The organism is Streptomyces sp. NBC_00286, from assembly GCF_036173125.1.
In the GTDB taxonomy this organism is placed as follows: Bacteria; Actinomycetota; Actinomycetes; order Streptomycetales; family Streptomycetaceae; genus Streptomyces.
In genome coordinates, this window is record NZ_CP108054.1 from 5,997,461 (window position 1) to 6,020,795 (window position 23,335).

General features: G+C 69.5%; 21 protein-coding genes and 1 tRNA gene. 15 read left to right on the forward strand and 7 right to left on the reverse strand.

The genetic code is table 11. The features are described from left to right. Positions 1 to 58: 58 nt before the first annotated feature. The 5 genes from OHT21_RS27690 to OHT21_RS27710 all read right to left on the reverse strand — a co-directional run bounded on the left by OHT21_RS27690 (position 59) and on the right by OHT21_RS27710 (position 7,300). On the reverse strand, positions 59 to 1,138 hold the full coding sequence (locus tag OHT21_RS27690; protein ID WP_328771032.1) for a 2-oxoacid:ferredoxin oxidoreductase subunit beta: 1,080 nt from the start codon (positions 1,136 to 1,138) through the stop codon (positions 59 to 61). Then, positions 1,131 to 3,062, reverse strand: a complete 1,932-nt coding sequence (locus OHT21_RS27695) for a 2-oxoacid:acceptor oxidoreductase subunit alpha (RefSeq protein ID WP_328771033.1) — start codon at positions 3,060 to 3,062, stop codon at positions 1,131 to 1,133. Before OHT21_RS27695 ends, OHT21_RS27690 begins: the two co-directional genes overlap by 8 nt. Before the next feature lie 276 nt (positions 3,063 to 3,338). Continuing rightward, entirely contained in the window at positions 3,339 to 3,998 is a 660-nt protein-coding gene (locus tag OHT21_RS27700; protein WP_328771034.1) for a response regulator transcription factor, read from the reverse strand. Positions 3,999 to 4,454: 456 nt separating this feature from the next. Continuing rightward, the gene (locus OHT21_RS27705) at positions 4,455 to 5,822 is read right to left on the reverse strand and encodes a sensor histidine kinase (protein ID WP_328771035.1); all 1,368 of its coding nucleotides are present in this window, start codon (positions 5,820 to 5,822) and stop codon (positions 4,455 to 4,457) included. A gap of 281 nt (positions 5,823 to 6,103) precedes the next feature. Beyond that, on the reverse strand, positions 6,104 to 7,300 hold the full coding sequence (locus OHT21_RS27710) for a sensor histidine kinase (RefSeq protein WP_328771036.1): 1,197 nt from the start codon (positions 7,298 to 7,300) through the stop codon (positions 6,104 to 6,106). Positions 7,301 to 7,565: 265 nt separating this feature from the next. On the opposite strand from OHT21_RS27710, the gene OHT21_RS27715 reads away from it, so the two are divergent. The 13 genes from OHT21_RS27715 (at position 7,566) to OHT21_RS27775 (ending at position 20,384) form a co-directional block, all read left to right on the forward strand. After that, entirely contained in the window at positions 7,566 to 7,988 is a 423-nt protein-coding gene (locus tag OHT21_RS27715) for an NADH-quinone oxidoreductase subunit A (protein ID WP_328771037.1), read from the forward strand. Next, positions 7,979 to 8,629 (forward strand): NADH-quinone oxidoreductase subunit B, encoded by a 651-nt coding sequence (locus tag OHT21_RS27720; protein WP_328771038.1) that lies wholly within the window; start codon positions 7,979 to 7,981, stop codon positions 8,627 to 8,629. The genes OHT21_RS27715 and OHT21_RS27720 overlap by 10 nt, the downstream gene beginning before the upstream one ends. Beyond that, positions 8,626 to 9,954 carry an NADH-quinone oxidoreductase subunit C gene (locus OHT21_RS27725; protein ID WP_328771039.1) on the forward strand — a complete coding sequence of 443 codons (1,329 nt, stop codon included), beginning with the start codon at positions 8,626 to 8,628 and terminating at the stop codon, positions 9,952 to 9,954. The genes OHT21_RS27720 and OHT21_RS27725 overlap by 4 nt, the downstream gene beginning before the upstream one ends. Further along, positions 9,951 to 10,919, forward strand: a complete 969-nt coding sequence (locus OHT21_RS27730; protein ID WP_328771040.1) for a complex I subunit 1/NuoH family protein — start codon at positions 9,951 to 9,953, stop codon at positions 10,917 to 10,919. The genes OHT21_RS27725 and OHT21_RS27730 overlap by 4 nt, the downstream gene beginning before the upstream one ends. A 2-nt stretch (positions 10,920 to 10,921) precedes the next feature. Then, entirely contained in the window at positions 10,922 to 11,551 is a 630-nt protein-coding gene (locus tag OHT21_RS27735) for a NuoI/complex I 23 kDa subunit family protein (protein WP_328771041.1), read from the forward strand. Further along, on the forward strand, positions 11,548 to 12,228 hold the full coding sequence (locus tag OHT21_RS27740) for an NADH-quinone oxidoreductase subunit J family protein (protein WP_328771042.1): 681 nt from the start codon (positions 11,548 to 11,550) through the stop codon (positions 12,226 to 12,228). The genes OHT21_RS27735 and OHT21_RS27740 overlap by 4 nt, the downstream gene beginning before the upstream one ends. After that, positions 12,228 to 12,632 (forward strand): NADH-quinone oxidoreductase subunit NuoK, encoded by a 405-nt coding sequence (nuoK, locus tag OHT21_RS27745; RefSeq protein WP_328771043.1) that lies wholly within the window; start codon positions 12,228 to 12,230, stop codon positions 12,630 to 12,632. Before OHT21_RS27740 ends, nuoK begins: the two co-directional genes overlap by 1 nt. Then, a complete protein-coding gene (locus tag OHT21_RS27750) occupies positions 12,629 to 14,620 on the forward strand; it encodes an NADH-quinone oxidoreductase subunit 5 family protein (RefSeq protein WP_328771044.1) in 1,992 nt (663 codons plus the stop codon). Before nuoK ends, OHT21_RS27750 begins: the two co-directional genes overlap by 4 nt. Before the next feature lie 6 nt (positions 14,621 to 14,626). Further along, positions 14,627 to 16,201 carry an NADH-quinone oxidoreductase subunit M gene (locus tag OHT21_RS27755; protein WP_328771045.1) on the forward strand — a complete coding sequence of 525 codons (1,575 nt, stop codon included), beginning with the start codon at positions 14,627 to 14,629 and terminating at the stop codon, positions 16,199 to 16,201. Then, positions 16,198 to 17,721 carry an NADH-quinone oxidoreductase subunit N gene (locus OHT21_RS27760; RefSeq protein ID WP_328771046.1) on the forward strand — a complete coding sequence of 508 codons (1,524 nt, stop codon included), beginning with the start codon at positions 16,198 to 16,200 and terminating at the stop codon, positions 17,719 to 17,721. The genes OHT21_RS27755 and OHT21_RS27760 overlap by 4 nt, the downstream gene beginning before the upstream one ends. Positions 17,722 to 17,980: 259 nt before the next feature. Continuing rightward, a complete protein-coding gene (gene htpX / locus OHT21_RS27765) occupies positions 17,981 to 18,844 on the forward strand; it encodes a zinc metalloprotease HtpX (RefSeq protein ID WP_328771047.1) in 864 nt (287 codons plus the stop codon). After that, entirely contained in the window at positions 18,841 to 19,239 is a 399-nt protein-coding gene (locus tag OHT21_RS27770; protein ID WP_328771048.1) for a YccF domain-containing protein, read from the forward strand. The genes htpX and OHT21_RS27770 overlap by 4 nt, the downstream gene beginning before the upstream one ends. Positions 19,240 to 19,250: 11 nt before the next feature. Next, on the forward strand, positions 19,251 to 20,384 hold the full coding sequence (locus tag OHT21_RS27775; RefSeq protein WP_328771049.1) for a barstar family protein: 1,134 nt from the start codon (positions 19,251 to 19,253) through the stop codon (positions 20,382 to 20,384). Between the two features lie 210 nt (positions 20,385 to 20,594). Here the strand turns inward: OHT21_RS27775 and OHT21_RS27780 are convergent, their stop codons facing one another. Next, positions 20,595 to 21,953 (reverse strand): APC family permease, encoded by a 1,359-nt coding sequence (locus OHT21_RS27780; RefSeq protein ID WP_328771050.1) that lies wholly within the window; start codon positions 21,951 to 21,953, stop codon positions 20,595 to 20,597. A 190-nt stretch (positions 21,954 to 22,143) separates the two neighbouring features. On the opposite strand from OHT21_RS27780, the gene OHT21_RS27785 reads away from it, so the two are divergent. Beyond that, positions 22,144 to 22,410, forward strand: coding sequence for a GlsB/YeaQ/YmgE family stress response membrane protein (locus tag OHT21_RS27785; protein ID WP_328771051.1), 267 nt, complete (start codon positions 22,144 to 22,146; stop codon positions 22,408 to 22,410). Positions 22,411 to 22,498: 88 nt separating this feature from the next. Here OHT21_RS27785 and OHT21_RS27790 read toward each other — a convergent pair whose 3' ends face one another. After that, positions 22,499 to 22,987: a YajQ family cyclic di-GMP-binding protein gene (locus tag OHT21_RS27790; RefSeq protein WP_328771052.1), complete on the reverse strand. Its 489-nt coding sequence runs from the start codon at positions 22,985 to 22,987 to the stop codon at positions 22,499 to 22,501. A 200-nt stretch (positions 22,988 to 23,187) separates the two neighbouring features. Here OHT21_RS27790 and OHT21_RS27795 point away from each other — a divergent pair. Next, positions 23,188 to 23,269: transfer RNA gene (locus OHT21_RS27795), tRNA-Tyr, on the forward strand. The last annotated feature ends 66 nt before the right edge of the window (positions 23,270 to 23,335 follow it).

The window sequence follows — 23,335 nt, forward strand, 5'->3', positions numbered from 1 at the left end:
GCGTTGCGGTACGTCATGCACGTACAGCAGCGCCCAGGCCCTCAGGCCCAACTACCGCTCAGCCCACAACAGTCCAGGTGTCCCCGCCGGCCAGCAGCGCGGCCAGGTCGCCCTTGCCGTTCTGCTCGACCGCGGTGTCCAGCTGGTCGGCCATCTGGGTGTCGTAGACGGGCCGGTCGACGGAGCGGAAGACGCCGATCGGGGTGTGGTGCAGCGTGTCCGGGTCGGCCAGGCGCGACAGCGCGAACGCCGTTGTGGGGGACGGGGAATGCGCGTCGTGGACCAGAATCTGCTCCTCGTTCTCCGGCGTGACGGTGACGACCTTCAGGTCACCCGTCAGCTGATCCCGTACGACACCCTTCGCGCCGTCCGTGCCGAAGCGGATGGGCTGGCCGTGCTGGAGACGGATGACCGCCTCCTCCGCCTGCTGCTTGTCCTTCAGGGCCTCGAAGGCGCCGTCGTTGAAGATGTTGCAGTTCTGGTAGATCTCGACCAGGGCGGTGCCCGGGTGGGCGGCGGCCTGGCGCAGGACCTCTGTGAGGTGCTTGCGGTCGGAGTCCACGGTGCGTGCCACGAAGGACGCCTCCGCGCCGATGGCCAGTGAGACCGGGTTGAAGGGTGCGTCCAGCGAGCCCATCGGCGTGGACTTCGTGATCTTGCCGACCTCGGAGGTCGGGGAGTACTGGCCTTTGGTCAGGCCGTAGATCCGGTTGTTGAAGAGCAGGATCTTGAGGTTGACGTTGCGGCGCAGGGCGTGGATGAGGTGGTTGCCGCCGATGGACAGCGCGTCGCCGTCACCGGTGACGACCCACACCGACAGGTCCTGCCGGGACGAGGCCAGGCCCGTCGCGATGGCGGGCGCGCGGCCGTGGATGGAGTGCATCCCGTACGTGTTCATGTAGTACGGGAAGCGGGAGGAGCAGCCGATGCCCGAGACGAAGACGATGTTCTCCTTCGCCAGCCCGAGTTGGGGCATGAAGCCCTGGACCGCGGCGAGGACCGCGTAGTCGCCGCAGCCGGGGCACCAGCGCACTTCCTGATCGGACTTGAAGTCCTTCATGGACTGCTTGCCCTCGGCCTTGGGCACAAGGGAAAGCGCCTCGATCGTGTCCGTGCCTTCCGTGGTCGTCTCAGCCATCGATGGCCTCCTTGAGAGCCGTGGCGAGCTGCTCAGCCTTGAACGGCATACCGTTGACCTGGTTGTAGGAGTGGGCGTCCACCAGGTACTTCGCCCGGACGAGCGTGGCGAGCTGACCGAGGTTCATCTCGGGGATCACCACCTTGTCGTAACGCCCCAGCACCTCGCCGAGATTCCGCGGGAACGGGTTGAGATGGCGCAGATGAGCCTGCGCGATGCTCTCCCCGGCCGCGCGCAGCCGTCGTACGGCCGCGGTGATGGGCCCGTACGTCGACCCCCAGCCCAGTACGAGCATCCGCGCGCCATGAGGGTCGTCGACCTCGATGTCCGGTACGTCGATGCCGTCGACCTTCGCCTGGCGCGTACGCACCATGAAGTCGTGGTTGGCCGGGTCGTACGAGATGTTGCCCGTGCCGTCCTGCTTCTCGATGCCGCCGATACGGTGCTCCAGGCCGGGCGTGCCCGGGATCGCCCACGGGCGGGCGAGGGTGGCCGGGTCGCGTCTGTAGGGCCAGAAGACCTCGGTGCCGTCGTCCAGGGTGTGGTTCGGGCCCTGAGCGAACTGCGTGCGCAGATCCGGGAGTTCGTCGATGTCCGGGATGCGCCAGGGCTCGGAGCCGTTGGCCAGGTAGCCGTCGGAGAGCAGGAACACCGGGGTGCGGTAGGTGACCGCGATCCGGGCGGCTTCCAGGGCCGCGTCGAAGCAGTCGGCGGGTGTGCGCGGGGCCACGACCGGGACCGGGGCCTCGCCGTTGCGCCCGTACATCGCCTGCAGCAGGTCCGCCTGCTCGGTCTTGGTCGGCAGGCCGGTGGACGGGCCGCCGCGCTGGATGTCGATCACGAGGAGCGGGAGCTCGAGGCTCACGGCCAGACCGATGGTCTCGCTCTTGAGGGCCACCCCCGGACCGGATGTCGTGGTCACGGCGAGGGAGCCGCCGAAAGCCGCGCCCAGGGCCGCGCCGATACCGGCGATCTCGTCCTCGGCCTGGAAGGTCCGTACGCCGAAGTTCTTGTGTTTGCTGAGTTCGTGCAGGATGTCCGAGGCCGGCGTGATCGGGTACGAGCCCAGGTAGAGCGGCAGGTCGGCCTGGCGGGAGGCGGCGATCAGGCCGTACGACAGGGCCAGGTTCCCGGAGATGTTCCGGTACGTACCGGTCGGGAACGCCTTCGTGGCCGGGGCGACCTCGTACGAGACCGCGAAGTCCTCGGTGGTCTCGCCGAAGTTCCACCCGGCGCGGAAGGCGGCGATGTTGGCCGCCGCGATGTCCGGCTTCTTGGCGAACTTCGACTTCAGGAACTTCTCGGTGCCCTCGGTGGGCCGGTGGTACATCCAGCTCAGCAGGCCCAGCGCGAACATGTTCTTGCTGCGCTCGGCCTCCTTGCGGGACAGGTCGAACTCCTTGAGCGCCTCGACCGTCAGCGTGGTCAGGGGCACAGGGTGGACGTGGTAGCCATCCAGGGAACCGTCGTCCAGCGGGCTCGCGGCGTAGCCGACCTTGGCCATTGCCCGCTTGGTGAACTCGTCCGTGTTGACGATCACCTCGGCGCCGCGCGGCACATCGCCGATGTTGGCCTTCAGCGCGGCCGGGTTCATCGCCACGAGTACGTTCGGGGCGTCGCCCGGCGTGAGGATGTCGTGGTCGGCGAAGTGCAGCTGGAACGACGAGACGCCCGGCAGGGTTCCGGCAGGCGCGCGGATCTCGGCGGGGAAGTTCGGCAGCGTCGACAGGTCGTTGCCGAACGACGCCGTCTCCGAGGTGAAGCGGTCGCCGGTGAGCTGCATACCGTCACCCGAGTCCCCCGCGAACCGGATGATCACCCGGTCGAGGCGGCGCACGTCCTTCGCGCCCGCGCCCGCCGGTTTGCGCTGTTCTCCTACGACGGCTCCGTCGGCCTGTTCGGTTGGACTGACCTGGCTGGTCACTGAACTGGACCTCCCTCGAGGCGGCTGTCTGAGAGCGGCCTGCCCGCAAGCGCTCCCACCTTCAACCCTACGTCTGTAAGGGTCGCCTTCCCTCGGCCATTCGCATGATGGACACCACCTTGAGACCGCGGGACGCCCCGATTTGCCACGACTTATTCACTCTCTGGCCTCTATTTCTGAGGACGCTCATGGCTCGTCCTTTGGTTCTAGGACGTTGTTCCACGGACGCTGTTCTACGGATCTTGCGCGCCCCGTCCGGGTTCGGGTGGGGCCGGTTCACGAGTTCAGGTAGGTCAGGACCGCCAGGACCCGTCGGTGGTCGCCGTCGCTCTGGGACAAGCCGAGCTTCAGGAAGATATTGCTGACGTGCTTCTCCACGGCGCCGTCGCTGACGACCAGCTGCCGGGCGATCGCGGAGTTCGTCCGTCCCTCGGCCATAAGTCCCAGGACCTCCCTCTCGCGGGGGGTGAGTCCCGCGAGTACGTCCTGCTTCCGGCTGCGGCCGAGCAGCTGGGCCACCACCTCCGGGTCGAGCGCCGTGCCGCCCCGGGCCACGCGTACCACCGCGTCCACGAACTCACGTACTTCGGCTACCCGGTCCTTGAGCAGGTAGCCGACGCCGTGGCTGGAACCGGCGAGGAGTTCTGTGGCGTACTGCTCCTCCACATACTGCGAGAGCACGAGTACCCCGAGTCCCGGGTGATGTTTCCGCAACTGCACCGCGGCCTTGACGCCCTCGTCCGTGTGGGTCGGCGGCATCCGTACGTCCGCGACGACGACGTCCGGCAGTGTGCCCTGGGCCGCCAGTTCTGTGATGGTCTTGATCAGTGCGTCACCGTCACCCACTCCGGCGACGACTTCGTGCCCCCGGTCGGTCAGCAGCCGAGTCAGGCCCTCCCTGAGCAGCACCGAATCCTCGGCGATGACCACTTGCACCCTGTCCTCCACGGTTTCTGGCCCCCCAGTCGGCGCAGGCTTGCGCGTAGGGGTCCAGCATTTCACCTCCGGTGGTTGGGCGGGGTGGGTTCGTTGTCGGCTGCGGCGCCGTCGTGGCTGGTCGCGCCCACGCGGCGGAGCCGCAAATGCCACAGCCCCGCGCCCCTAAAAACCTGCGGCTCCACTCAGAGCCCAGACCACGACGAACCCGCACTCTTCCGCCGGTGGGAGGGGACGTGGGCCGGTGCGTCGTATGTCCGTCGCTTAGCTTCGGTCTGGGCACAGTTGCGCCCGGTGTCAGCAAGGGGTCGTATGCCCTGTTGGCGACGGGCTGACGCACCGGACCGCCGCCCCGCACCCACCACGCACCCCAGGGGCGCGGGGAACTGCGCGAGCAACCACAACGCACCCGCAGCCGCGACACGAGTGTCCCCCCCACCCCTGTGGGCGCCCCACTCATCCGGCGGACGCATGGCGCCAAGGCAGCTCTGCCGTGACGCGCGTCGGCCCGCCGGGCGGAGAGTCGACGACGAGGATGCCGTCGACCGCGTCGAGGCGTTCGGCGAGACCAGCCAGGCCAGAACCGCCGGAGGCATCCGCTCCGCCGGCACCGTTGTCGACGACCTGAAGCATCAGGCGGTTGTCGACGCGCCAGACGTCGACGTATGCCCGCGTCGCCCGCGAGTGCTTGCTGACGTTCTGGAGCAGCTCGGACGCGGTGAAGTACGCGATGCCCTCGATGGCGGGCGTCGGCCGGGACGGCAGGTCCACCTCGACCTGAACCGGCACCGTGCAACGAGAGGCCACCGCGGACAGGGCGGCATCGAGCCCCCGGTCGGTGAGAACGGCGGGATGGATGCCACGAGCGAGGTCCCGCAGTTCCTGCAGCGCCGTCTTCACCTCACCGTGCGCCTCGCCCACCATCCGCGCCGCCGCCTCCGGATCCTCCGCCAGCTTCTCCTTGGCCAGCCCCAGGTCCATGGCCAGCGCGACCAGCCGCGCCTGCGCCCCGTCGTGCAGATCCCGCTCGATACGCCGCAGATCGGCGGCGGCCGTGTCGATGACGACACCGCGGTCCGACTCCAGCTCCACGACCCGCGTCGCCAGCCGCGAAGGCCCGAGCAGCCCGCGCACCAGCAGCCCGTCCACCAGCGTCAGCGCCCGTACGATCCACGGCGTGGCCAGCGTGAGCAGCAGCCCCAGCAGCGCCGTCACGGTTATCTCGAAGGGGTTGTCCAGGTAGATCCGGTGCGTCTCATCCCCGTACAGCTGAAGCCCGTCCTGTCCGGCCCATACCGGGAAGACCCAGAACCACAGCGGATACGTCAGCATGGCCCAGCCGTACGCCCAGAAGTTGATCGCCACCACGAACGAGAACACGGCCCACGGGAAGTGCAGCACCGCGTACAGCAGATGCCGCCAGGACGCCCCGCTCTTGAGCATCGCGCCCATCCACGCCATCGGGCCCTGCTTCCGGACCCGCAACGGCTCCGGCGCCGCGACCTCCAGACCCAGCAGCCCGCGAGCCCGCGCCCGTTCCAGCGCGCCGAATCCGCGGCAGCCCGCGAGCGCCGCCGCGAGCACCGGTATGCCGAGGAATGTGATCAGCAGGCCCGCGCCCAGCGACACCATCGTCACGGCGAAGGTGAACATCAGGATGCTGACCGGCAGGTTCAGCATCAGGTAGCCGAACTCTTTCCAGCTGCGCGCCTCGAATGGCGCCCGCAGTGCGGCCGGGAGCCTGTGCCGCCGCCCCTCGACGCCCTCCCCGAGGAATCCGGGCCCAGCGTCTCGCCCGTATCCCTGTCCGTACTCCGTCGCCATGGCCGCCGTCCGTTTCTACTCGGTTCCTGTTCGGTCCGGTTGTCCGCTGTCGTAGCTCCACACTGCTCGGTGCCAGGCCCGCGGACCATGGAGTACGTCGGCGTCTTGGAGCGGGGGTTTTCCCTACCTAGCTGTACGACGTGAAGGGTCGTACGGCAGGAGAAGGCCGTGCAGCTGGAAGTGCCGTACAAGAGGAGAGCCGTACGGCAGGCAGTCGTACGGCAGGCAGTCGTACGGCGCGTAGCCCGGCCGCCCGCCGGAGCGCGCCCGCAGCCGTCCGCCTACCTCCGTGCCGGCTCCTCCGTGCGGTCCCGCCACGGGAGTTCCGCCGTGATCGTTGTCGGGCCGCCTACGGGGGACTCAATGATGAACAGGCCGTCTACCGCGCCGAGCCGGTCCGCGAGGCCCGCCATGCCGGTGCCGCCGTCGAGGGAGGCGCCGCCGCGGCCGTCGTCCCAGACCTGTATGAGCAGGCGGTTGTCCGAGCGCCAGACGTCGACGGAGGCGGACCGTGCCCCGCTGTGTTTGCTGACGTTCTGGAGGAGCTCGGAGACCGTGAAGTACGCGATGCCCTCGATGGCCGCGGCCGGGCGCATCGGCAGGTCGGCGGTCACCTTGACGGGGACCGTGCAGCGGGAGGCCACCGCGGACAGGGCGGCGTCGAGCCCGCGGTCGGTGAGGACGGCGGGATGGATGCCACGGGCCAGGTCGCGCAGTTCCTGGAGCGCCATCTTCACCTCGCCGTGCGCCTCCTCGACCATCGACGCCGCGGTGTCGGGGTCCTCCAGGAGCTTCTCCTTGGCCAGACCGAGCCCCATCGCGAGGTTGACGAGTCGCGCCTGCGCTCCGTCGTGCAGATCCCGCTCGATACGCCGCAGATCGGCCGCGGCCGTGTCGACGACCACGCCCCGGTCCGACTCCAACTCGGCTATGCGCCGCTCCAGTTCGTCGGAGGGCGACAGCAGCCCGCGGACCATCGCCCGGTCCGCGTTGGCGAGCCCGCGCGCGATGAACGGCAGCACCGGCCACAGCACGAACAACGAGGTCAGCGTGATAGTGAAAGTGAGGATGCCCCAGGGCAACCGCATGAAGTCGTACAGCACCGTCCGCCAGCCGACGGGGTCCTTCAGCGCCATCCACAGCGCGGGGAGGAAGCCGCCCCGGCCTCGCCACGGCAGCGGACTCGGCTCGTCCACCCGTACCCCCAGCAGTGCCCTGGCCCGGCCCCGCTCCAGCTTGCCCAGCAGACGGGCGCCCATCAGCCCGCCCGCGAGCAGCGGAAGACCGATCACCGTCAGGGTCAGGAAGGCGCCAGTGGACAGGACCGTCACGACGTACGTGAAACCGATCAGCGACACCGGCAGGTTCGCCAGGAGATGCGCGATCTCCTTCCAGGTGTGCCGGTCGTAGGCGAAGCGCGCGGGCGGCGGCCGGTCGCCGACGTCCCGGGTGTCGGTGGCGATGATGCGTTCGGTCATAACGGCTAGCGTGCCGGGCCGCAGGCCGGAGCGCCATGAGGTGGACCGCCGGGATCCCCTGGGGAAAACCCCACCCCTGCTTCCCGCCGGGCGCCCGTCGGCGACCTCCGCGCATGCCAAGGCGTGACGGGCTGCTTACCGTTTCTTTAGCAGGGCCTAGACTCCGGTGCGTACAGATCGTCGAGCACGGCGCATCGCACGGCGCACATCAGCGCGCGCACGAGGTCATACGCGGTCATACGAGGTCAGGGAGCGAGGGGCGGACGTGCCGGAACCGACCAGGGGCGCGGGGACCGGGACCGCCGGGATCACGGTCGCGGCGGACTACTTCCAGTCCTACTCGGTCGTCGGACTGCTCGCCGTGATCGGCGTGCTGTTCGTCGCCGTCGCCTTCGGAGCCGGGCGCCTGCTGCGGCCCGTCGTCCCGACGCCCGAGAAACTCCTGACGTACGAGTGCGGAGTCGACCCCGTCGGCGAGGGCTGGGCCCACACCCAGGTCCGCTACTACGTCTACGCCTTCCTCTACGTGATCTTCGCCGTCGACTCGATCTTCCTGTTCCCCTGGGCGACGGTCTTCGCCGCGCCGGGCTACGGGGCGACGACGCTCGTAGAGATGTTCATCTTCCTCGGCTTCCTGGCCGTGGGACTGCTGTACGCATACAAGAAGGGCGTCCTCACATGGACGTGACCCAGCCCGAGCCCGTGTCCGAGCCGGGGCCTGTGCTGCTTCCGGAGCCGAAGCGCCTGGGTGCGCTCGCGCGTCTTGCCCCCGAGCCGATGAAAGTGGTCCTCAACTGGGGTCGCCGCTACAGCCTGTGGGTCTTCAACTTCGGCCTCGCCTGCTGCGCCATCGAGTTCATCGCCGCCTCCATGGCCCGGCACGACTTCATCCGCCTGGGCGTGATTCCGTTCGCTCCAGGGCCGCGCCAGGCCGACCTGATGGTGGTGTCGGGGACGGTGACGGACAAGATGGCGCCCGCGGTGAAGCGGCTGTACGAGCAGATGCCCGAGCCCAAGTACGTCATCTCCTTCGGCGCCTGCTCCAACTGCGGCGGGCCCTACTGGGACTCGTACTCCGTGACCAAGGGCGTCGACCAGATCATCCCGGTCGATGTGTACGTCCCCGGATGCCCGCCCCGGCCCGAAGCACTGCTCCAGGGCATCCTCAAGCTTCAGGAGAAGATCGCACGGGAGTCGCTGGGGGAGCGGTACGGATCCGAGTACGGATCTCAGCGCTACGGATCCGCCGGCCCCCGGCCTTCCACGGGCGCGCTGCAGAGCGGGCTGGTGAAGCCGCCGGTTCCGGCAGGGGAGGAGGGCGAGCGGTGACCGGCTGGCTGCCCTCCCCGGTGGAGGAGCTCTTCGGTACGGAGGCCACGGCCGAGGAGTCGTACGAGCTCCTGACCGTCGACGTGCCGCCCGCCGCCTGGATCTCCGCCCTGGAGACCGCGCGCGACGAACTGGGCTGTACGTATTTCGACTGGCTGAGCGCCGTCGACGAGCCCGGCACGGGCTTCCGCGTCGCGGCCCATGTGGTCGCACTCGCTCCGGTACGCCGCCTTCTCGTACGTACGACCGTGCCGCACGACGCACCCGTACTCCCTTCCGCCGTGGACGTCTACGCGGGCGCCGCCTGGCACGAACGTGAGACCCACGAGATGTTCGGCGTCACCTTCGAGGGCCACCCGGGGCTCGCGCCGCTGCTCCTCCCGGAGGGCTTCGAGGGGCACCCCCTGCGCAAGGACTTCGTCCTGGCGGCCCGCGTCGCCAAGGCCTGGCCCGGCGCGAAGGAGCCGGGGGAGTCGGAGCACGGCGGTCCGAAGCGCCGCCAGATGCTGCCGCCCGGCGTCCCCGACCCGAACGAGTGGGGCCCCCTGAAGGGCCAGCTCCCGCCTGCTCCGGCCCGCCCTGCCCGAGGCGCGGCCCGGGCCGCGGGCGAACGCCCGGCCCGGCGGACTCGCACAGCGGGGGAGGGCTCGGCGAGCCAGGCCCCGGCTTCGGGTGCGCCCGCCGCGGGTCCTGGTACGGGTACGACGGCGGAGGGCAGGCCTGCGGGACGCCGGGCGCGCAGCGTGAGCGAGGGGTCGGCGACACAGCGGACGGAGGGGGCAGAGCGCGCTGAGGGGACGGAGGCGGGCTCGGCGGGTGCTCCTTCGGCCTCGCCCGCCTCGGCATCGGGTGCCGAAACGCCGCCCGCGGCACCGCGTCGCGCCCGCAGCGCCGACGAGGGCTCGGCGTCGCAGCGGGGGGTGTCCGCTGCCGCCCCGGCCGACGAAGCTGGCGGCGAGCAGCAGCCCGGAGGCAAGCGGCAGCCCGAAGGCGGGCAGCCCGCCCGCCCGGCGCGCGCCCGCAGTACGGACGCTCCGTGGCACCATGCGCGCCCCGCCTTCGACGACTCTGAGCAGAAGCCGCCCACGGGGGCTCCCACGGAGGAGTCGCGGATCGGGGAGCCGCCCACAGGCGAGTCGCCGAAGAGCGAGTCGCCAACGGGGGAGTCGCCCACTGAAGAGCGTCCCTCGCCTGAGCGGCAACCGGACGTCGAGCCCGACGAGCCCAGGGCTGCCGAAGCTCCCGAGGAGGCGCAGGCGAAACCCTCCGAGACTCCCGAAGCCCAGCACCCCACCGACGACAACCCCCCAGGAGGCCCGCAGTGAACGACGTGCTCGACGTCACCCTGCGACTCCTGATCGTCTTCGTCGTGTTCCTCACCTTCCCGCTGATCGTCGGCCAGACGGAGCACAAGGTGATGGCCCATATGCAGGGCCGCCTCGGCCCCATGTACGCGGGCGGCTTCCACGGCTGGGCCCAACTCGTCGCGGACGGCGTGAAGTTCGCCCAGAAGGAAGACGTCGTCCCCGCGGGCGCCGACCGCCGTATCTTCCAGCTGGCCCCCGCCGTCGCCCTCCTCCCGTACCTACTCGTCCTTCTCGCCATCCCCATCGGCCCGGGCGAAGGTGCCGTCGGCGAGGTCATCGACGCAGGCATCTTCTTCGTCCTCGCCGTGATGGGCGTGGGCGTCCTCGGCTCACTCATGGCGGGCTGGGCCTCGGCCAACAAGTTCTCCCTCCTCGGCGGCCTCCGCACCGCCGCCCAACTCCTCGCCTACGAACTCCCGATGCTCCTCACCGCGGCCTCGGTCGCGATGGCCGCGGGCACGGTCTCGCTCCCCGGCATCCTCGACGCCTTCGAGTGGTGGTGGCTGCCCTGGCAGATCGTCGGCGCGCTCGTCTTCTTCGTGGCCGGCCTCGCCGAACTCCAGCGCCCTCCCTTCGACATGCCGGTCGCCGACTCGGAGATCATCTTCGGCGCGTACACCGAGTACACCGGTCTGCGTTTCGCTCTCTTCCTCCTCGCCGAGTACGCCGGAATCATCGTCCTGTGCGGCCTGACCACCGTCCTTTTCCTGGGCGGCTGGCACGGCCCGTGGGGCGCCGACGGCCTCGGCTGGGTCTGGACCCTGCTGAAGACCGCGGTCCTCGCCTTCCTCGTGATCTGGCTCCGCGTCACCTATCCCCGTCTCCGCGAGGACCAGCTCCAGAAACTCTCCTGGACCCTCCTCGTCCCTCTCTCCCTCGCCCAGATCGCCCTCACCGGCGTCGTCAAGGTGGTGATCCAGTAGCCATGGCTGAGTCCCTCCCGCCCACTCGGTCTCGCATCCCCGGCAGCGGCCTCGCCAAGGGCCTGGCCGTCACCCTGCGCACGATGACGAAGCGCGCGCACACCGCGCAGTACCCGGACGCCCAGCCCGAACTCCCGCCCCGAAGCCGCGGCGTCATCGGCCTCTTCGAGGAGAACTGCACGGTCTGCATGCTGTGCGCCCGCGAGTGCCCGGACTGGTGCATCTACATCGACTCCCACAAGGAGACGGTCCCGCCCGCCGCCCCCGGAGGCCGCGAGCGCAGCCGTAACGTCCTCGACCGCTTCGCCATCGACTTCGCTCTGTGCATGTATTGCGGTATCTGCATCGAGGTGTGTCCTTTCGACGCGCTCTTCTGGTCCCCGGAGTTCGAGTACGCGGAGACCGACATCCACGAACTCACCCACGAACGCGACAAACTCCGCGAGTGGATGTGGACCGTCCCGGCCCCTCCGGCCCTCGACCCCTCCGCCGAGGAACCGAAGGAACTCGCCGCCGCCCGCAAGACCGCCGACAAGCTCGCCGCCGAACAGGCAGCCGGGGAGCAGGCAGCCCGGGCAGACGAACCGGCAGCCGGGGCGGAGCCGACCGCGCCGCAGGAGGGAGACGCGTGAGCCTCGCCGCCGTCGCCGCATCAACGGCGACGACCACCGCCGCCGAAACCAACGGCTTCCTCTCCCCGACCGGCGTCGAGATCGCCTTCCTCCTCGTCGGCCTCGTCACCCTCGGCGCGGCCGTCGTGACCGTCACCACCAAGCAACTGGTCCACGCCGCCCTGTGGCTGGTCGTGACGCTCGGCAGCCTCGCCGTCGAATACCTCCTGCTCACCGCCGAGTTCATCGCCTGGGTGCAGGTCCTCATCTACGTCGGTTCCGTCGTCGTGCTCCTCCTCTTCGGTCTGATGCTCACCAAGGCCCCCATCGGCCGGTCCCCGGACGCCGACTCCGGCAACCGCTGGGCCGCCCTGACCGTCGCCATCGCCGCGGCCACCGCCCTCGTCTGGGTCGTCGTCGACGCCTTCCGGACGACCTGGATCGACCTGGACGGCGCCGCCGCCGGCTCCACCGAGGCAAACGGCAAGGCCCTCTTCCAGAACTGGGTCCTCCCCTTCGAAGCCCTCTCCGTCCTCCTCCTCGCCGCCCTGGTCGGCGCGATCGTCCTCTCCCGCAAGGCCGCCGCCTCCAACCTGCCCACAGGGAGTACGGCCCCGGGCAAGCAGCCTTCGGGTACGGGCCCGGCCACCTCCTCCGACGAGCAGCCCTCGCGCCAGGGCAAGGAAGGCGCCCGCTGATGCATCTCGCCTATCCCGCCGTGCTCTCCGCCCTCCTCTTCTGCACGGGCCTGTACGGAGTCCTCGCGCGCCGCAACGCGATCCTGGTCCTGATGTCCGTCGAGCTGATGCTCAACGCCGTCAACCTGAACCTGGTCGCCTTCGACGTCTGGCTCAGCAAGACCGCACAGGACACCCTGCACTCCGGCCAGGCCCTGACCCTGTTCACCATCGCCATCGCCGCCGCCGAGATCGGCATCGGCCTGGCGATCGTCCTCGCCGTCTACCGCAATCGCGGCACCTCGGACATCGACAAGCTCCGCGACACCGCCGAGACCGACGACGGCGATGACAGCGACGACGGCCACGACGCCCCCGGATCCGCCGCGCCCACGACGGCCGAGAAGGCTGAGGCCACCGCGTGACCACGACCACCCTCGCCGTCCTCGTCCCCCTCCTTCCGTTCCTGGGCGCCGCGGCCGGCCTGCTCCTGGGCCGCACAGCCCCCGGTTTCGTACGCCCCCTCGCCGTCCTGCCCTCGGTGACCTCCCTGGCTCTCACCGTCCTCGTCGCCGTACGCCAGAGCGGCGACCAGGCCATCGACGCCGCCACCGAGCTCACCCCGACCGGCTCGGTCCCCATCGAACTCGCCCTGCACATCGACGGCTTCGCCGCCCTCGTCGCCGTCCTGGTCGGCGTCGTCGCCTCCTGCGTGCAGATCTACTCGACGGGCTACCTGCGCGACGACCCGCGCTACCCCTCGTACGCCGCTCTCGTCTCCCTCTTCACCTCCGCGATGCTGCTCGTCGTCTACTCCGGCGACCTGATGGTGCTCCTGGTCGGCTGGGAGATCATGGGCATCTGCTCGTACTTCCTCGTCGGCCACTACTGGGAGACCCCAGAAGCACGCGCCGCCTCCCTGAAGGCCTTCCTGGTCACCAAACTCGGCGACATCCCCTTCCTGATCGGTCTGTTCGCGCTCGCCGCAGACGCCGGTTCCTTCCGCATCAGGACCGTCCTCGGCTCGGTCGCGAGCGGCGGACTCGACCATCCGACGCTGATCGCCCTGCTGCTCCTCGCCGGTGTGGCGGGCAAGTCGGCACAGTTCCCGCTGCACACCTGGCTGCCCGACGCGATGGCGGGCCCCACACCCGTCTCCGCGCTGATCCACGCCGCAACGATGGTCGCCGCCGGTGTCTACTTCATCGCCCGGCTCCTTCCGGTCTTCGCCGCCTCCTCGGCCGCGCTGCTCGTCCTCGCCGTCATGGCCGCCGTCACGATGGCCGGTTCGGCGCTCGCCGCGCTCGCCCAGGACGACATCAAGCGCGTCCTCGCGTACTCGACGATCGGCCAGCTCGGCTACATGACCGGCGCCCTCGCCGTCGGCGACCGCGGTGCCGCCGTCTTCCACCTCCTCTCCCACGGCGCCTTCAAGGCGCTGCTGTTCCTCGCCGCAGGCGTGATCATCCACGCCGCCGGCACCAACTCGCTGGCCGCCATGTCCCGCATGAAGGACCTGCGCGCCCGCGTCCCCGACGCCTACTGGACGATGACCGTGGCGCTCCTCGCCCTTGCCGCGATCCCTCCCTTCAGCGGCTTCTTCTCAAAGGAAGCCGTCCTGGGCGCCGCCGAGCACGCCGCCACCGGTCACGCCGAGAACATCCCCGGCGTCGCAGGCTGGATCGTCCTCGTCGCCGGCCTGATCACCGCCCTGCTCACCGCCGCGTACGCGATGCGCCTGTGGCTGCTCGCCTTCCGCGGCCACGGAGGCGAAGCCCCCGACCACGGCAGGCAGCCCCTCGCCATGAACGCCGTGCTGTGGGTACTCGCCGTCCCGTCGCTCGCCCTCGGGCTCACCACCGGCCTGCTGCCCGACTGGTTCGACGGGCACGATCTGACCCCGACCCTCGCCACCTCCGTGCTCGGCACGGGAGTTGCCCTCGTCGGCGGCATCGTCACGTACGGTGCCTGGAGGCACACCACGGCGCTCGCGGCGCGCGTCCCGCTGGGTGCGGTCGCGGCCCACCCGGAGGGGGACGCCGGGCTCGTCGAGGCCGAAGCCATCGCCAGCCATGCGCCCGCGTACGGAAACGTAGCCTCCGCACCCGACCCGGCGGACCCCGGGCGCCTGCTCCTGGGACCGCTGCACCGCCATGCTGCCGTCGGCTTCCACCTTGACGCCGTCTACGCGGCACTCTTTGTCCGCCCGGTCCAGTCCGGAGCCACACTCGTCCGGTTCCTCGACCGAGAGGTCGTCGACACCTACGTACGCGGCGCGGGCGCCCTGCCCCGCCTCCTCGGCGCGGCCGTCCGGCGCGCCCAGACCGGCAATGTGCAGACCTATGTGAGCGCGCTGCTCGCCGGCACCGTCGTCCTCGCGGTCGCCGCCCTCCTAGTCGCCACGGGAGCGTGAGCAGGCGTGATCGATATCAACGAGTCCGTGATGCAGGTTCTTCTGGCGTTCATCGTCGTCGGCCCGCTCCTCGGCGCCGCCGCCGCTCTCCTGCCCGCCCCACCAGGGCTGAAGGGAAAGTCCCCCGAGCAAGCCGTGTTGCGCCACGGCGTCACCGTCACCGGCGCCGTGCTGATCGCCGCGATCGTCCTCGCGCTCGGCTTCGACCACGACCAGCCGTCGAAGATGCAGGCCACGACGGACATCAGCTGGATCCCCGCACTCGACGTGCGGATCCACCTCGGCACAGACGGCATTTCCCTCCCCCTCCTGGTCCTGACCGCGCTGCTGACCTTCCTCTGCGCGCTGTACTCCTACTTCAAGATGCCCTCGGGCCCGACCCCGAAGGCCTTCGTCTCGCTCCTGCTCGTCCTCGAGTCAGGCACCCTCGCGACCTTCGCCGTCCTCGACCTTCTGCTCTTCTTCCTCGCCTTCGAGATGGTGCTCATCCCGATGTACTTCCTCATCGCCCGCTGGGGCGGTGAGCAACGGCAGGCTGCCGCTTGGAAGTTCATCCTCTACACACTGCTCGGTTCCGTTGTCATGCTGTTGGGCCTGCTCCTCGTCGGGCTCAAGTCCGGCACGTTCGACATGATGGCACTCGCCACTGACAACGGCCGGTCGCTGACCACATCCGTGCAGGTCATCGCCGTTTTGGCGATCGGAATCGGGCTCGCGGTCAAGACGCCGATGTGGCCGCTGCACAGCTGGCTGCCGGACGCCCACACCGCCGCGCCGACCGTCGGCTCCGTCCTGCTGGCTGGTGTCCTGCTGAAGATGGGTACGTACGGGTTCGTCCGGATTCTGCTGCCGATCACGCCCGACGGCTTCCGCACCTTCGCGCCCTACCTCGCCGCCTTCGCCGTCGTCGGGATCATCTACGGATCCCTCGCCTGCCTCGCCCTCGCCAAGCAGGGCGCGAAGGGCGACCTCAAGCGCCTCATCGCGTACTCCTCCGTCGGCCACATGGGCTTCGTACTCCTCGGCATCGCGACGATGACCCCGACCGGCGTGAACGGCGCGTTGTTCGCGAACATCGCCCACGGCCTCATCACCGGCCTGCTGTTCTTCCTGGTCGGCGCGCTCAAGGACCGTACGGGCACCACCGACCTCGACGCACTCGCGGAGCAGACCGGCGCCGCGCTCTACGGCAAGGCCCCGCGCTTCGGCGGTCTGCTCGCTTTCGGTGCCGTCGCCTCGCTCGGGCTGCCGGGCCTCGCCGGGTTCTGGGGCGAAATGCTGGCGCTGTTCGGCGCCTTCGATCCGGCCGACGATCTCAGCCGGCCCGCGTTCCTGACCTTCATGGCGATCGCCGCGTTCGGCACCCTGCTCACCGCCGCGTACCTGCTCATCGTGGTACGCCGCGTCTGCATGGGCGTCGTTCCTCAGGACAGCCCCGGGTTCGCGGACGTCCAGACGTACGAGTTCGCCGCCTGGACCCCGCTTGTCGCCCTCACCGTCGTCGCCGGACTCTGGCCCAAGGCTCTGCTCGGTCTGAGCGACCCGGCAGTGCAGCAGCTCCTCGCAGGAGGCACCCGATGAGCAACCTGGCCCAGCCTCTGGCCGAGTCCGTGGTCCAGTCCGTCGACTGGCTCGCGATCGCACCGCCCACCATCGCGGCGGTCGTCGGCCTCGTGGTGCTCGTCGTCGACCTCTTCGTGGGCGACGCCAAGAAGGCGCTGCTCGGCTGGCTGTCCGTCGCTGGACTCGCCGCGTCCACGCTGATGCTTCTGCCCCTCCTGGACGGCGACCGCTCCACCTTCTGCCTGACCGGCGACGCGGACGTCTGCAGCTACACGGCGGACCAGTTCACGCTCGTCATCCAGTTCCTCGTCCTCGGCGGAGCCCTCCTGGCGGCCCTTCTCTCCGTCACCGCCCTGAAGGACGCCAACAGGGAACTCCCCGAAGGGGAGTTCTGGTTCCTGCTGCTCTCCTCAGCCGCCGGCGCCGCCCTGCTTCCCGCCTCCCGCGACCTTGCGACCCTGATCGTCGCCCTGGAAGTCGCTTCACTGCCCGCCTTCGCCCTCGTCGGCATCAAACGCGGCGACAGGAAGTCCTCCGAAGCGGCTCTGAAGTTCTTCCTGTCCTCGGTCACCGCAACCGCCGTGAGCCTCATGGGCGTCAGCTTCATCTACGCCTCTACAGGCACCCTGTACCTCACGCAGATCGCCACCGAGATCCAGAACGTAGACGGACAACTCCACACGCTCGCCCAGACCGGCGTCGTTCTCACCCTCGTCGGCTTCGCCTTCAAGACGGCCGCCGTGCCCTTCCACTTCTGGGTGCCCGACACCTACGTAGGGGCGCCCTTGCCGGTGGCCGCCTACTTGTCGGTCGTCGGCAAGGCGGTCGGCTTCTCCGGGCTGATCCTCGTCACCGTGATCGCCCTCCCGTCGTACGCCGATGTCTGGGGCCCGGCACTCGCCGCCCTGGCCGCGCTCACCATGACGATCGGCAACGTGGGCGCCCTGCGGCAGCAGTCCACGCGCGCGTACAGCGCGGTACGACTGCTCGCCTGGTCCTCGGTCGGCCAGGCCGGCTACCTCCTCGTGCCGATCGCCGCCGCCGCGTACTCCCAGGACGCCGAAAAGGCCATCGGCTCCACCGTCGCGTACGCCCTGATGTACGCCGCAGTGAACCTCGGAGCCTTTGCCGTCGCCGCCCTGGTGGCCCGTACGAAGCCACTCAACCGCATCAGCGACTACCGCGGCCTGTACGCCTCACGCCCACTGTCCGCGCTCGTGCTGGGCTTCTTCCTGCTCTGCCTCGCGGGCCTGCCGCCGGGCATCATCGGCCTCTTCGCGAAGGTCACCGTCTTCTCGGCGGCCGTGGACGCGGGCCTCGGCTGGCTCGCCGTGGTCATGGCCGTCAACGTCGTGATCGCGCTCTTCTACTACCTCCAGTGGACGACGCTCCTGTTCCGCGCCCCCGAAGGGGAACCCGAAAAGCACCGCGTCCCGGCCCCGCTGACCGCCGCGATCGCACTGACCGCGGTCCTGGGAGTCGCCCTCTCCGGAGCACCCCAGTTGGTCCTCCGCTTCTCGGACACCGGCCTGTTCTGAACCGCGAAACCGGCCTCTTCTGAGCCGCTGACGGCATCCGGCACGCGCGCGTGGGCCACCCGAACCGCACGCGTGCGTGCCAGGCGTTGCCGCACTCACCCGGACGGCCCACCCTCACCGCCGCGCGCACAAGGGAACTAGGGCTTCCCGCCTGGCGTTGACCAGTAAGGGAGGGTCCACTGGACCGTGGAAGCACGGAGTCAGTGACAGAGATCAGCAAGCAAAGGGTTCCCCTGCCGCACAACTTGGAGGGCGTACCGTGCACCGCCGGCACAACGGGCTCAGGACCGCCGTACTCCTCGGGGGACTGTCCGCACTCATCATCGTCATCGGCAGCCTCTTCGGGCGTATGGGCCTCGTCGTCGCGCTGCTGATCGCGATCGGCACGAACGCGTACGCGTACTGGAACAGCGACAAGTTGGCGCTACGCGCGATGCGCGCGCGCCCGGTGAGTGAGTTCGAGGCCCCGGCCCTCTACCGGATGGTGCGTGAACTCTCCACGCAGGCCCGCCAGCCCATGCCCCGCCTGTACATCTCGCCGACCGAGGCACCCAACGCGTTCGCGACGGGCCGCAACCCGCGCAATGCTGCTGTGTGCTGCACCGACGGCATCCTGCGGATCCTGAACGAGCGTGAGTTGCGCGGCGTCATCAGCCATGAGCTGAGCCACGTCTACAACCGCGACATACTGATCTCGTCGGTCGCCGGCGCTCTCGCCTCCGTGATCATGTTCCTGGTCCACTTCGCCTGGCTGATCCCGCTCGGCCGCTCCGACGACGACGAGGGCCCCGGCCTCCTGGGCATGCTGATGATCATGATCCTGGGTCCGCTCGCCGCCTCCCTGATCCAGCTCGCCATCAGTCGCTCCCGAGAGTACGAGGCCGACGCCTCCGGCGCCCAGCTCACCGGCGACCCGCTGGCCTTGGCGAGCGCCCTGCGCAAGCTCGAAGCGGGCACGAAGCAGCTTCCGCTGCCCCCCGAGCCGCGCATCGAGACCGCAAGCCACATGATGATCGCGAATCCCTTCCGTCCGGGCCAGGGGATGTCCAGGCTGTTCTCCACGCATCCGCCGATGGCGGAGCGCATTGCCCGGCTCGAGCAGATGGCAGGTCACCACCAGTGAAGACAATCCTGAACGTCATATGGCTCGTACTGAGCGGCTTCTGGCTGTTCCTCGGCTACGTGTTCGCGGGCGTGCTGCTGTGCATAACGATCATCGGCATCCCGTTTGGCATCGCGGCGTTCCGTATCGGCGTGTACGCCCTGTGGCCGTTCGGACATACGACGGTCGAGCGTCCCAGTGCGGGCGCGGCCTCTTTCGTCGGCAACATCCTGTGGCTGATCCTGGCGGGCTGGTGGCTCGCCCTCACCCACATCGTCACCGGTGTCCTGCAGTGCCTCACGATCATCGGCATCCCCCTGGGGATCGCCAACTTCAAGCTGATCCCCGTTTCGCTGGTCCCTCTGGGACGCGAAATCGTGCGTACGGACCAGCCGTTCGCGACGTCTCGCTGGTAGAGCGGCACGGGGTGCGACAGCCGAAGTACGCCTTGGCGGCCTACGACGTCGAGGCCGAGGACGACGAGATCTGGGCCCTGTGCGCGGACGCCGAGAACCTCTTCGGCGATCCGCGTCCTCCCGCGCGCGGGACGTACGCATTGCTGGGCTGCGCACCGGCAGGGGAGTTGACTACCGCCCTCGCACGCGCGCGTGCCGATGGCTCGGCGCCGCTCGGCTTCCTCGCTCTGCAGATCCTCGACAAGAAGGGTGACGGGGTCGGCGAGTGGTGCCTGGAGGACGTACGTGTCCTCAGCGACCGCCCATGCGCGCGCGACCTGTCGCTGCTGGACATCACGATCGAGGCCCGCCAGTCCCCGGACAACTCGTTCGACTATCCGCAGTGCCCACCGCTCTCCCCGGGCTACCGGCTGCTCGGAACGGAGGACCAAGCACGGGGCAGCTGCCGGGATTTGGCGTACGTCGAGAACGGCGGGCCGGACCTCGTCGAACCGTCCGTGCGGCTGCTCGGCTGTGCCCCGCAAGGAGCCCTTCTTACGGCACTGAACGCGGGGGAGGAGGATCTCGGGCACGCCAAGCTGATCCGTCTCGACACATCCGGCCGTGCTGTTCAGTGCGCCGTCGAAGGCGAGCTCGTCGCCTGGATCCCGTCCGGCCGCGGCCTGGTGGACCTCACGCTGGAACCGTGGTCCGAGCGGCCGCCGACCGCTGCCCGGGAGGTCTGGGAGCTGTGGGACGACGGACGCCCGGCCCAGCCCAACTCCTGGGCGCGGTGCGGCACAGAGGGGCGCCGCTACTGGCTCGACACGGTGCGGGACAACCACGTCGCGCAGACACCCGACGCCGCGCCCGGCGGCACGTACCACCTCGACGGCCGTCACATCACCGACGAGCCCGGCTTCTTCTGCGCACTCGGCGAGGCGGTGAACGGACCCGGGGGCTACTTCGGCTGGGGTCTCGACGCGCTGGTCGACTGCCTCCGCGGCGGTTGGGGAGCCGGCCGGCCCTCCAACCTGGTCTGGCACGACGCGGAGGTCGCCCGCACCTGCCTCGGACTCACCCCGCGTATCGACAATCGGCCCTGGACCTTCGAGGAACTGCTCGAATTCCTTGCAGCCGAAGGCATCCAGGTTCGCCTCGCCTGACGCCGCACCACTATCCACAGCCTGGTTATCCACAGCCCGCCCGAATGTCAGTGGCGCCCTGCACTATGAACCCATGACCGAGATCGAGCAAATGATGACGAGTGTCGCCACTGAGGCCCACAACTCGAGGCTGTGGCGCAAGCCTTCACACCCCGAGCCCGCGGACGCACCTCCGTAGTGTGCGCTGTACGACGTCTGCGCAGGGCGTCTTCATCCTGTGCCACCCTGCTGGCCAGAGTCCCGCCCGTTCTGCCGCGAGGCAAGCCACTTCCGCCCTCCATACGCGGCTGCCCCCGCGCCCAGCACACCCGCGCCCACAACCACCGACACCCCCGGCAAGGCGAACGCCAGCGTGACGCATCCGGCTGCCCCGACCGCCGGCCCGACGCGCGCCCTGAAGTCCGAACTGAGCGTCCAAGCCGAGGCGTTGGCGATCGCGTAGTACACGAGCACACCGAAGGAGGAGAAGCCGATGGCACCCCGCACATCCACCGTCGCGGTCAGCGCGGCGACCACCGCGCCGACGGCCAGCTCGGCCCGATGAGGCACCTGGAAGCGCGGATGCACGGCGGCCAATGTGCCCGGCAGATGCCGGTCGCGGGCCATGGCCAGCGTCGTCCGCGACACACCCAGGATCAGCGCGAGAAGTGAGCCGAGCGCTGCAACGGCGGCACCGACCCGTACGACCGGGACAAGCCCCGGCACACCGGCCGCCCGTACCGCGTCGGCCAGCGGCGCCGTCGCCTGCCCGAGCCCGCCCGACCCCAGCACGGAAAGGACAGCCACCGCCACAGCCGTGTACACCAGCAGCGCGATGCCCAGCGCCAGCGGGATCGCGCGCGGAATGGTGCGCGCGGGATCCCGCACCTCCTCGCCGAGCGTCGCGATCCGCGCGTACCCCGCGAAGGCGAAGAACAGCAGGCCTGCCGCCTGAAGCACGCCGCCTGCTCCCCCGGAGACCCCCACGTCGAGCCGCCCGGCATCGGCGTTCCCGGAGGAGAGGCACACGACCACCACGGAGGCGAGTACCGCGAGAACCACCGCCACGATCGCCCGCGTCAGCCACGCGGACTTCTGCACACCGCCGTAGTTCACGGCGGTCAGCGCCACCACGGCCCCGACGGCCACCGCGTGCGCCTGCCCAGGCCAGACGTACGCGCCCACGGTGAGCGCCATCGCCGCACACGAGGAGGTCTTGCCGACGACGAACGCCCAGCCCGCCAGATACCCCCAGAACTCTCCGAGCCGCTCCCGCCCGTACACATACGTTCCGCCCGATGCGGGATAGAGGGCGGCGAGGCGCGCCGAGGACGTCGCATTGCAGTACGCGACGACGGCGGCGACGCCCAGACCGAGGAGCAGGCCGGACCCGGCCGCATGCGCCGCGGGCCCGAGGGCGGCGAAGATTCCGGCCCCGACCATCGACCCGAGTCCGATGACCACGGCGTCGCCGACGCCGAGCGTCCGCCGTAGCTCCGCCTCGGGCTGTGGCGAGCCGGGCTGCCGCGCGCGGGAGGCACCCGGACCGGACGGCGACGAGCCGGGTCGGCCAGAACCGGACTGTGTCATGAGCGGCACCCTACTGATCAGTGCAACCGGCCGACGCCGTAGCGGCGTCCTCTCCAGCAACAACAGACGAACAACGACAAGAGCCGCAGCACAGGCGAAGCCGCGAACAGCAGCACATCAGCGGCGGGAACACAGCCTGGCGAGAGCAAGATCACAGCACAGGCACAGCACGGAAGGGCAGGTTCACGGTATGGGGATCATCAGCTGGATCATTCTGGGGCTGCTGGCCGGCGCCATAGCCAAGTTCCTGCTGCCGGGCCGCGACCCGGGCGGCTTCATCGGCACGACGCTCATCGGCGTCGCGGGCGCGTTCATCGGCGGCTGGATATCAGCCCGCTGGCTGGACAACCCGATCACCAAGGACTTCTACGACGGCGCCACCTGGGCCGCCGCGATCGGTGGCTCCCTCGTCCTGCTGGTCGCCTACCGCATCCTGTTCGGCCACTCGCGCAACTGAGTACACACCCTCAAACCGCAGCCAGCGGGCGGGAAGGGTGGGCACCCGACGGTGCCCACCCTTCCCCGTACGCGCAACCAGCGCGATCTCACCGGTAGTTCACGAACTGCAGCGCGAAGTCGAAGTCCTTGCCCTTCAGCAGTGCGATCACGGCCTGCAGGTCGTCACGGCTCTTCGAGCTGACCCGCAGCTCATCGCCCTGAACCTGCGCCTTGACGCCCTTCGGCCCTTCGTCGCGAATGATCTTCGCCACTTTCTTGGCGTTCTCCTGGGAGATGCCTTCCTCGATGGAGGCGAAGATCTTGTACTCCTTGCCGGAGAGCTGCGGCTCGCCCGCGTCCAGGGCCTTCAGCGAGATGCCGCGCTTGATCAGCTTGGACTGGAAGACGTCGAGGATGGCCTTGACCCGCTCCTCGGAGTTCGCCTCCATCAGGATCTTCTCGCCGGACCAAGAGATGGAGGCGCCCACGTTCTTGAAGTCGTAGCGCTGCGAGATTTCCTTGGCGGCCTGGTTGAGGGCGTTGTCGACCTCCTGCCGCTCGACCTTCGAGACGATGTCGAAACTGGAGTCGGCCATGTCCTGTGGCTCCTTGTATCGGGGTGCGTGGGGCGGCCGTCGAGCCCGGCTCGGTCCCGGCCGCATCCGCTCAAGCCTAGCCACCCCCCACCCTCCGAGTGCCGATCAATCGGGTGGCGAAGCACCCCTGGGCATCGGGTATCGTTTACGTCGTTGCCACGGAGCAGCGCCGAAGGGCGGTTCCAAGGGCAGCAACCCCTGGCGGTGTGCCCGAGCGGCCAAAGGGAGCAGACTGTAAATCTGCCGGCTCAGCCTTCCCAGGTTCGAATCCTGGCGCCGCCACTCTGAGAGAGACCCTCTCGGGCCTGCGAGAAAGCAGGCCCGAGAGGGTCTCTTCTTGTCGCCGTC

What these genes read in the sequence shown, in the direction of transcription:
- OHT21_RS27690 (WP_328771032.1), bottom strand. Translation starts at nt 1,138, where the DNA reads ATGGCTGAGACGACCACGGAAGGCACGGACACGATCGAGGCGCTTTCC.
- OHT21_RS27705 (WP_328771035.1), bottom strand. Translation starts at nt 5,822, where the DNA reads ATGGCGACGGAGTACGGACAGGGATACGGGCGAGACGCTGGGCCCGGA.
- OHT21_RS27710 (WP_328771036.1), bottom strand. Translation starts at nt 7,300, where the DNA reads ATGACCGAACGCATCATCGCCACCGACACCCGGGACGTCGGCGACCGG.
- OHT21_RS27720 (WP_328771038.1), top strand. Translation starts at nt 7,979, where the DNA reads ATGGACGTGACCCAGCCCGAGCCCGTGTCCGAGCCGGGGCCTGTGCTG.
- OHT21_RS27735 (WP_328771041.1), top strand. Translation starts at nt 10,922, where the DNA reads ATGGCTGAGTCCCTCCCGCCCACTCGGTCTCGCATCCCCGGCAGCGGC.
- nuoK (WP_328771043.1), top strand. Translation starts at nt 12,228, where the DNA reads ATGCATCTCGCCTATCCCGCCGTGCTCTCCGCCCTCCTCTTCTGCACG.
- OHT21_RS27760 (WP_328771046.1), top strand. Translation starts at nt 16,198, where the DNA reads ATGAGCAACCTGGCCCAGCCTCTGGCCGAGTCCGTGGTCCAGTCCGTC.
- OHT21_RS27780 (WP_328771050.1), bottom strand. Translation starts at nt 21,953, where the DNA reads ATGACACAGTCCGGTTCTGGCCGACCCGGCTCGTCGCCGTCCGGTCCG.
- OHT21_RS27785 (WP_328771051.1), top strand. Translation starts at nt 22,144, where the DNA reads ATGGGGATCATCAGCTGGATCATTCTGGGGCTGCTGGCCGGCGCCATA.
- OHT21_RS27790 (WP_328771052.1), bottom strand. Translation starts at nt 22,987, where the DNA reads ATGGCCGACTCCAGTTTCGACATCGTCTCGAAGGTCGAGCGGCAGGAG.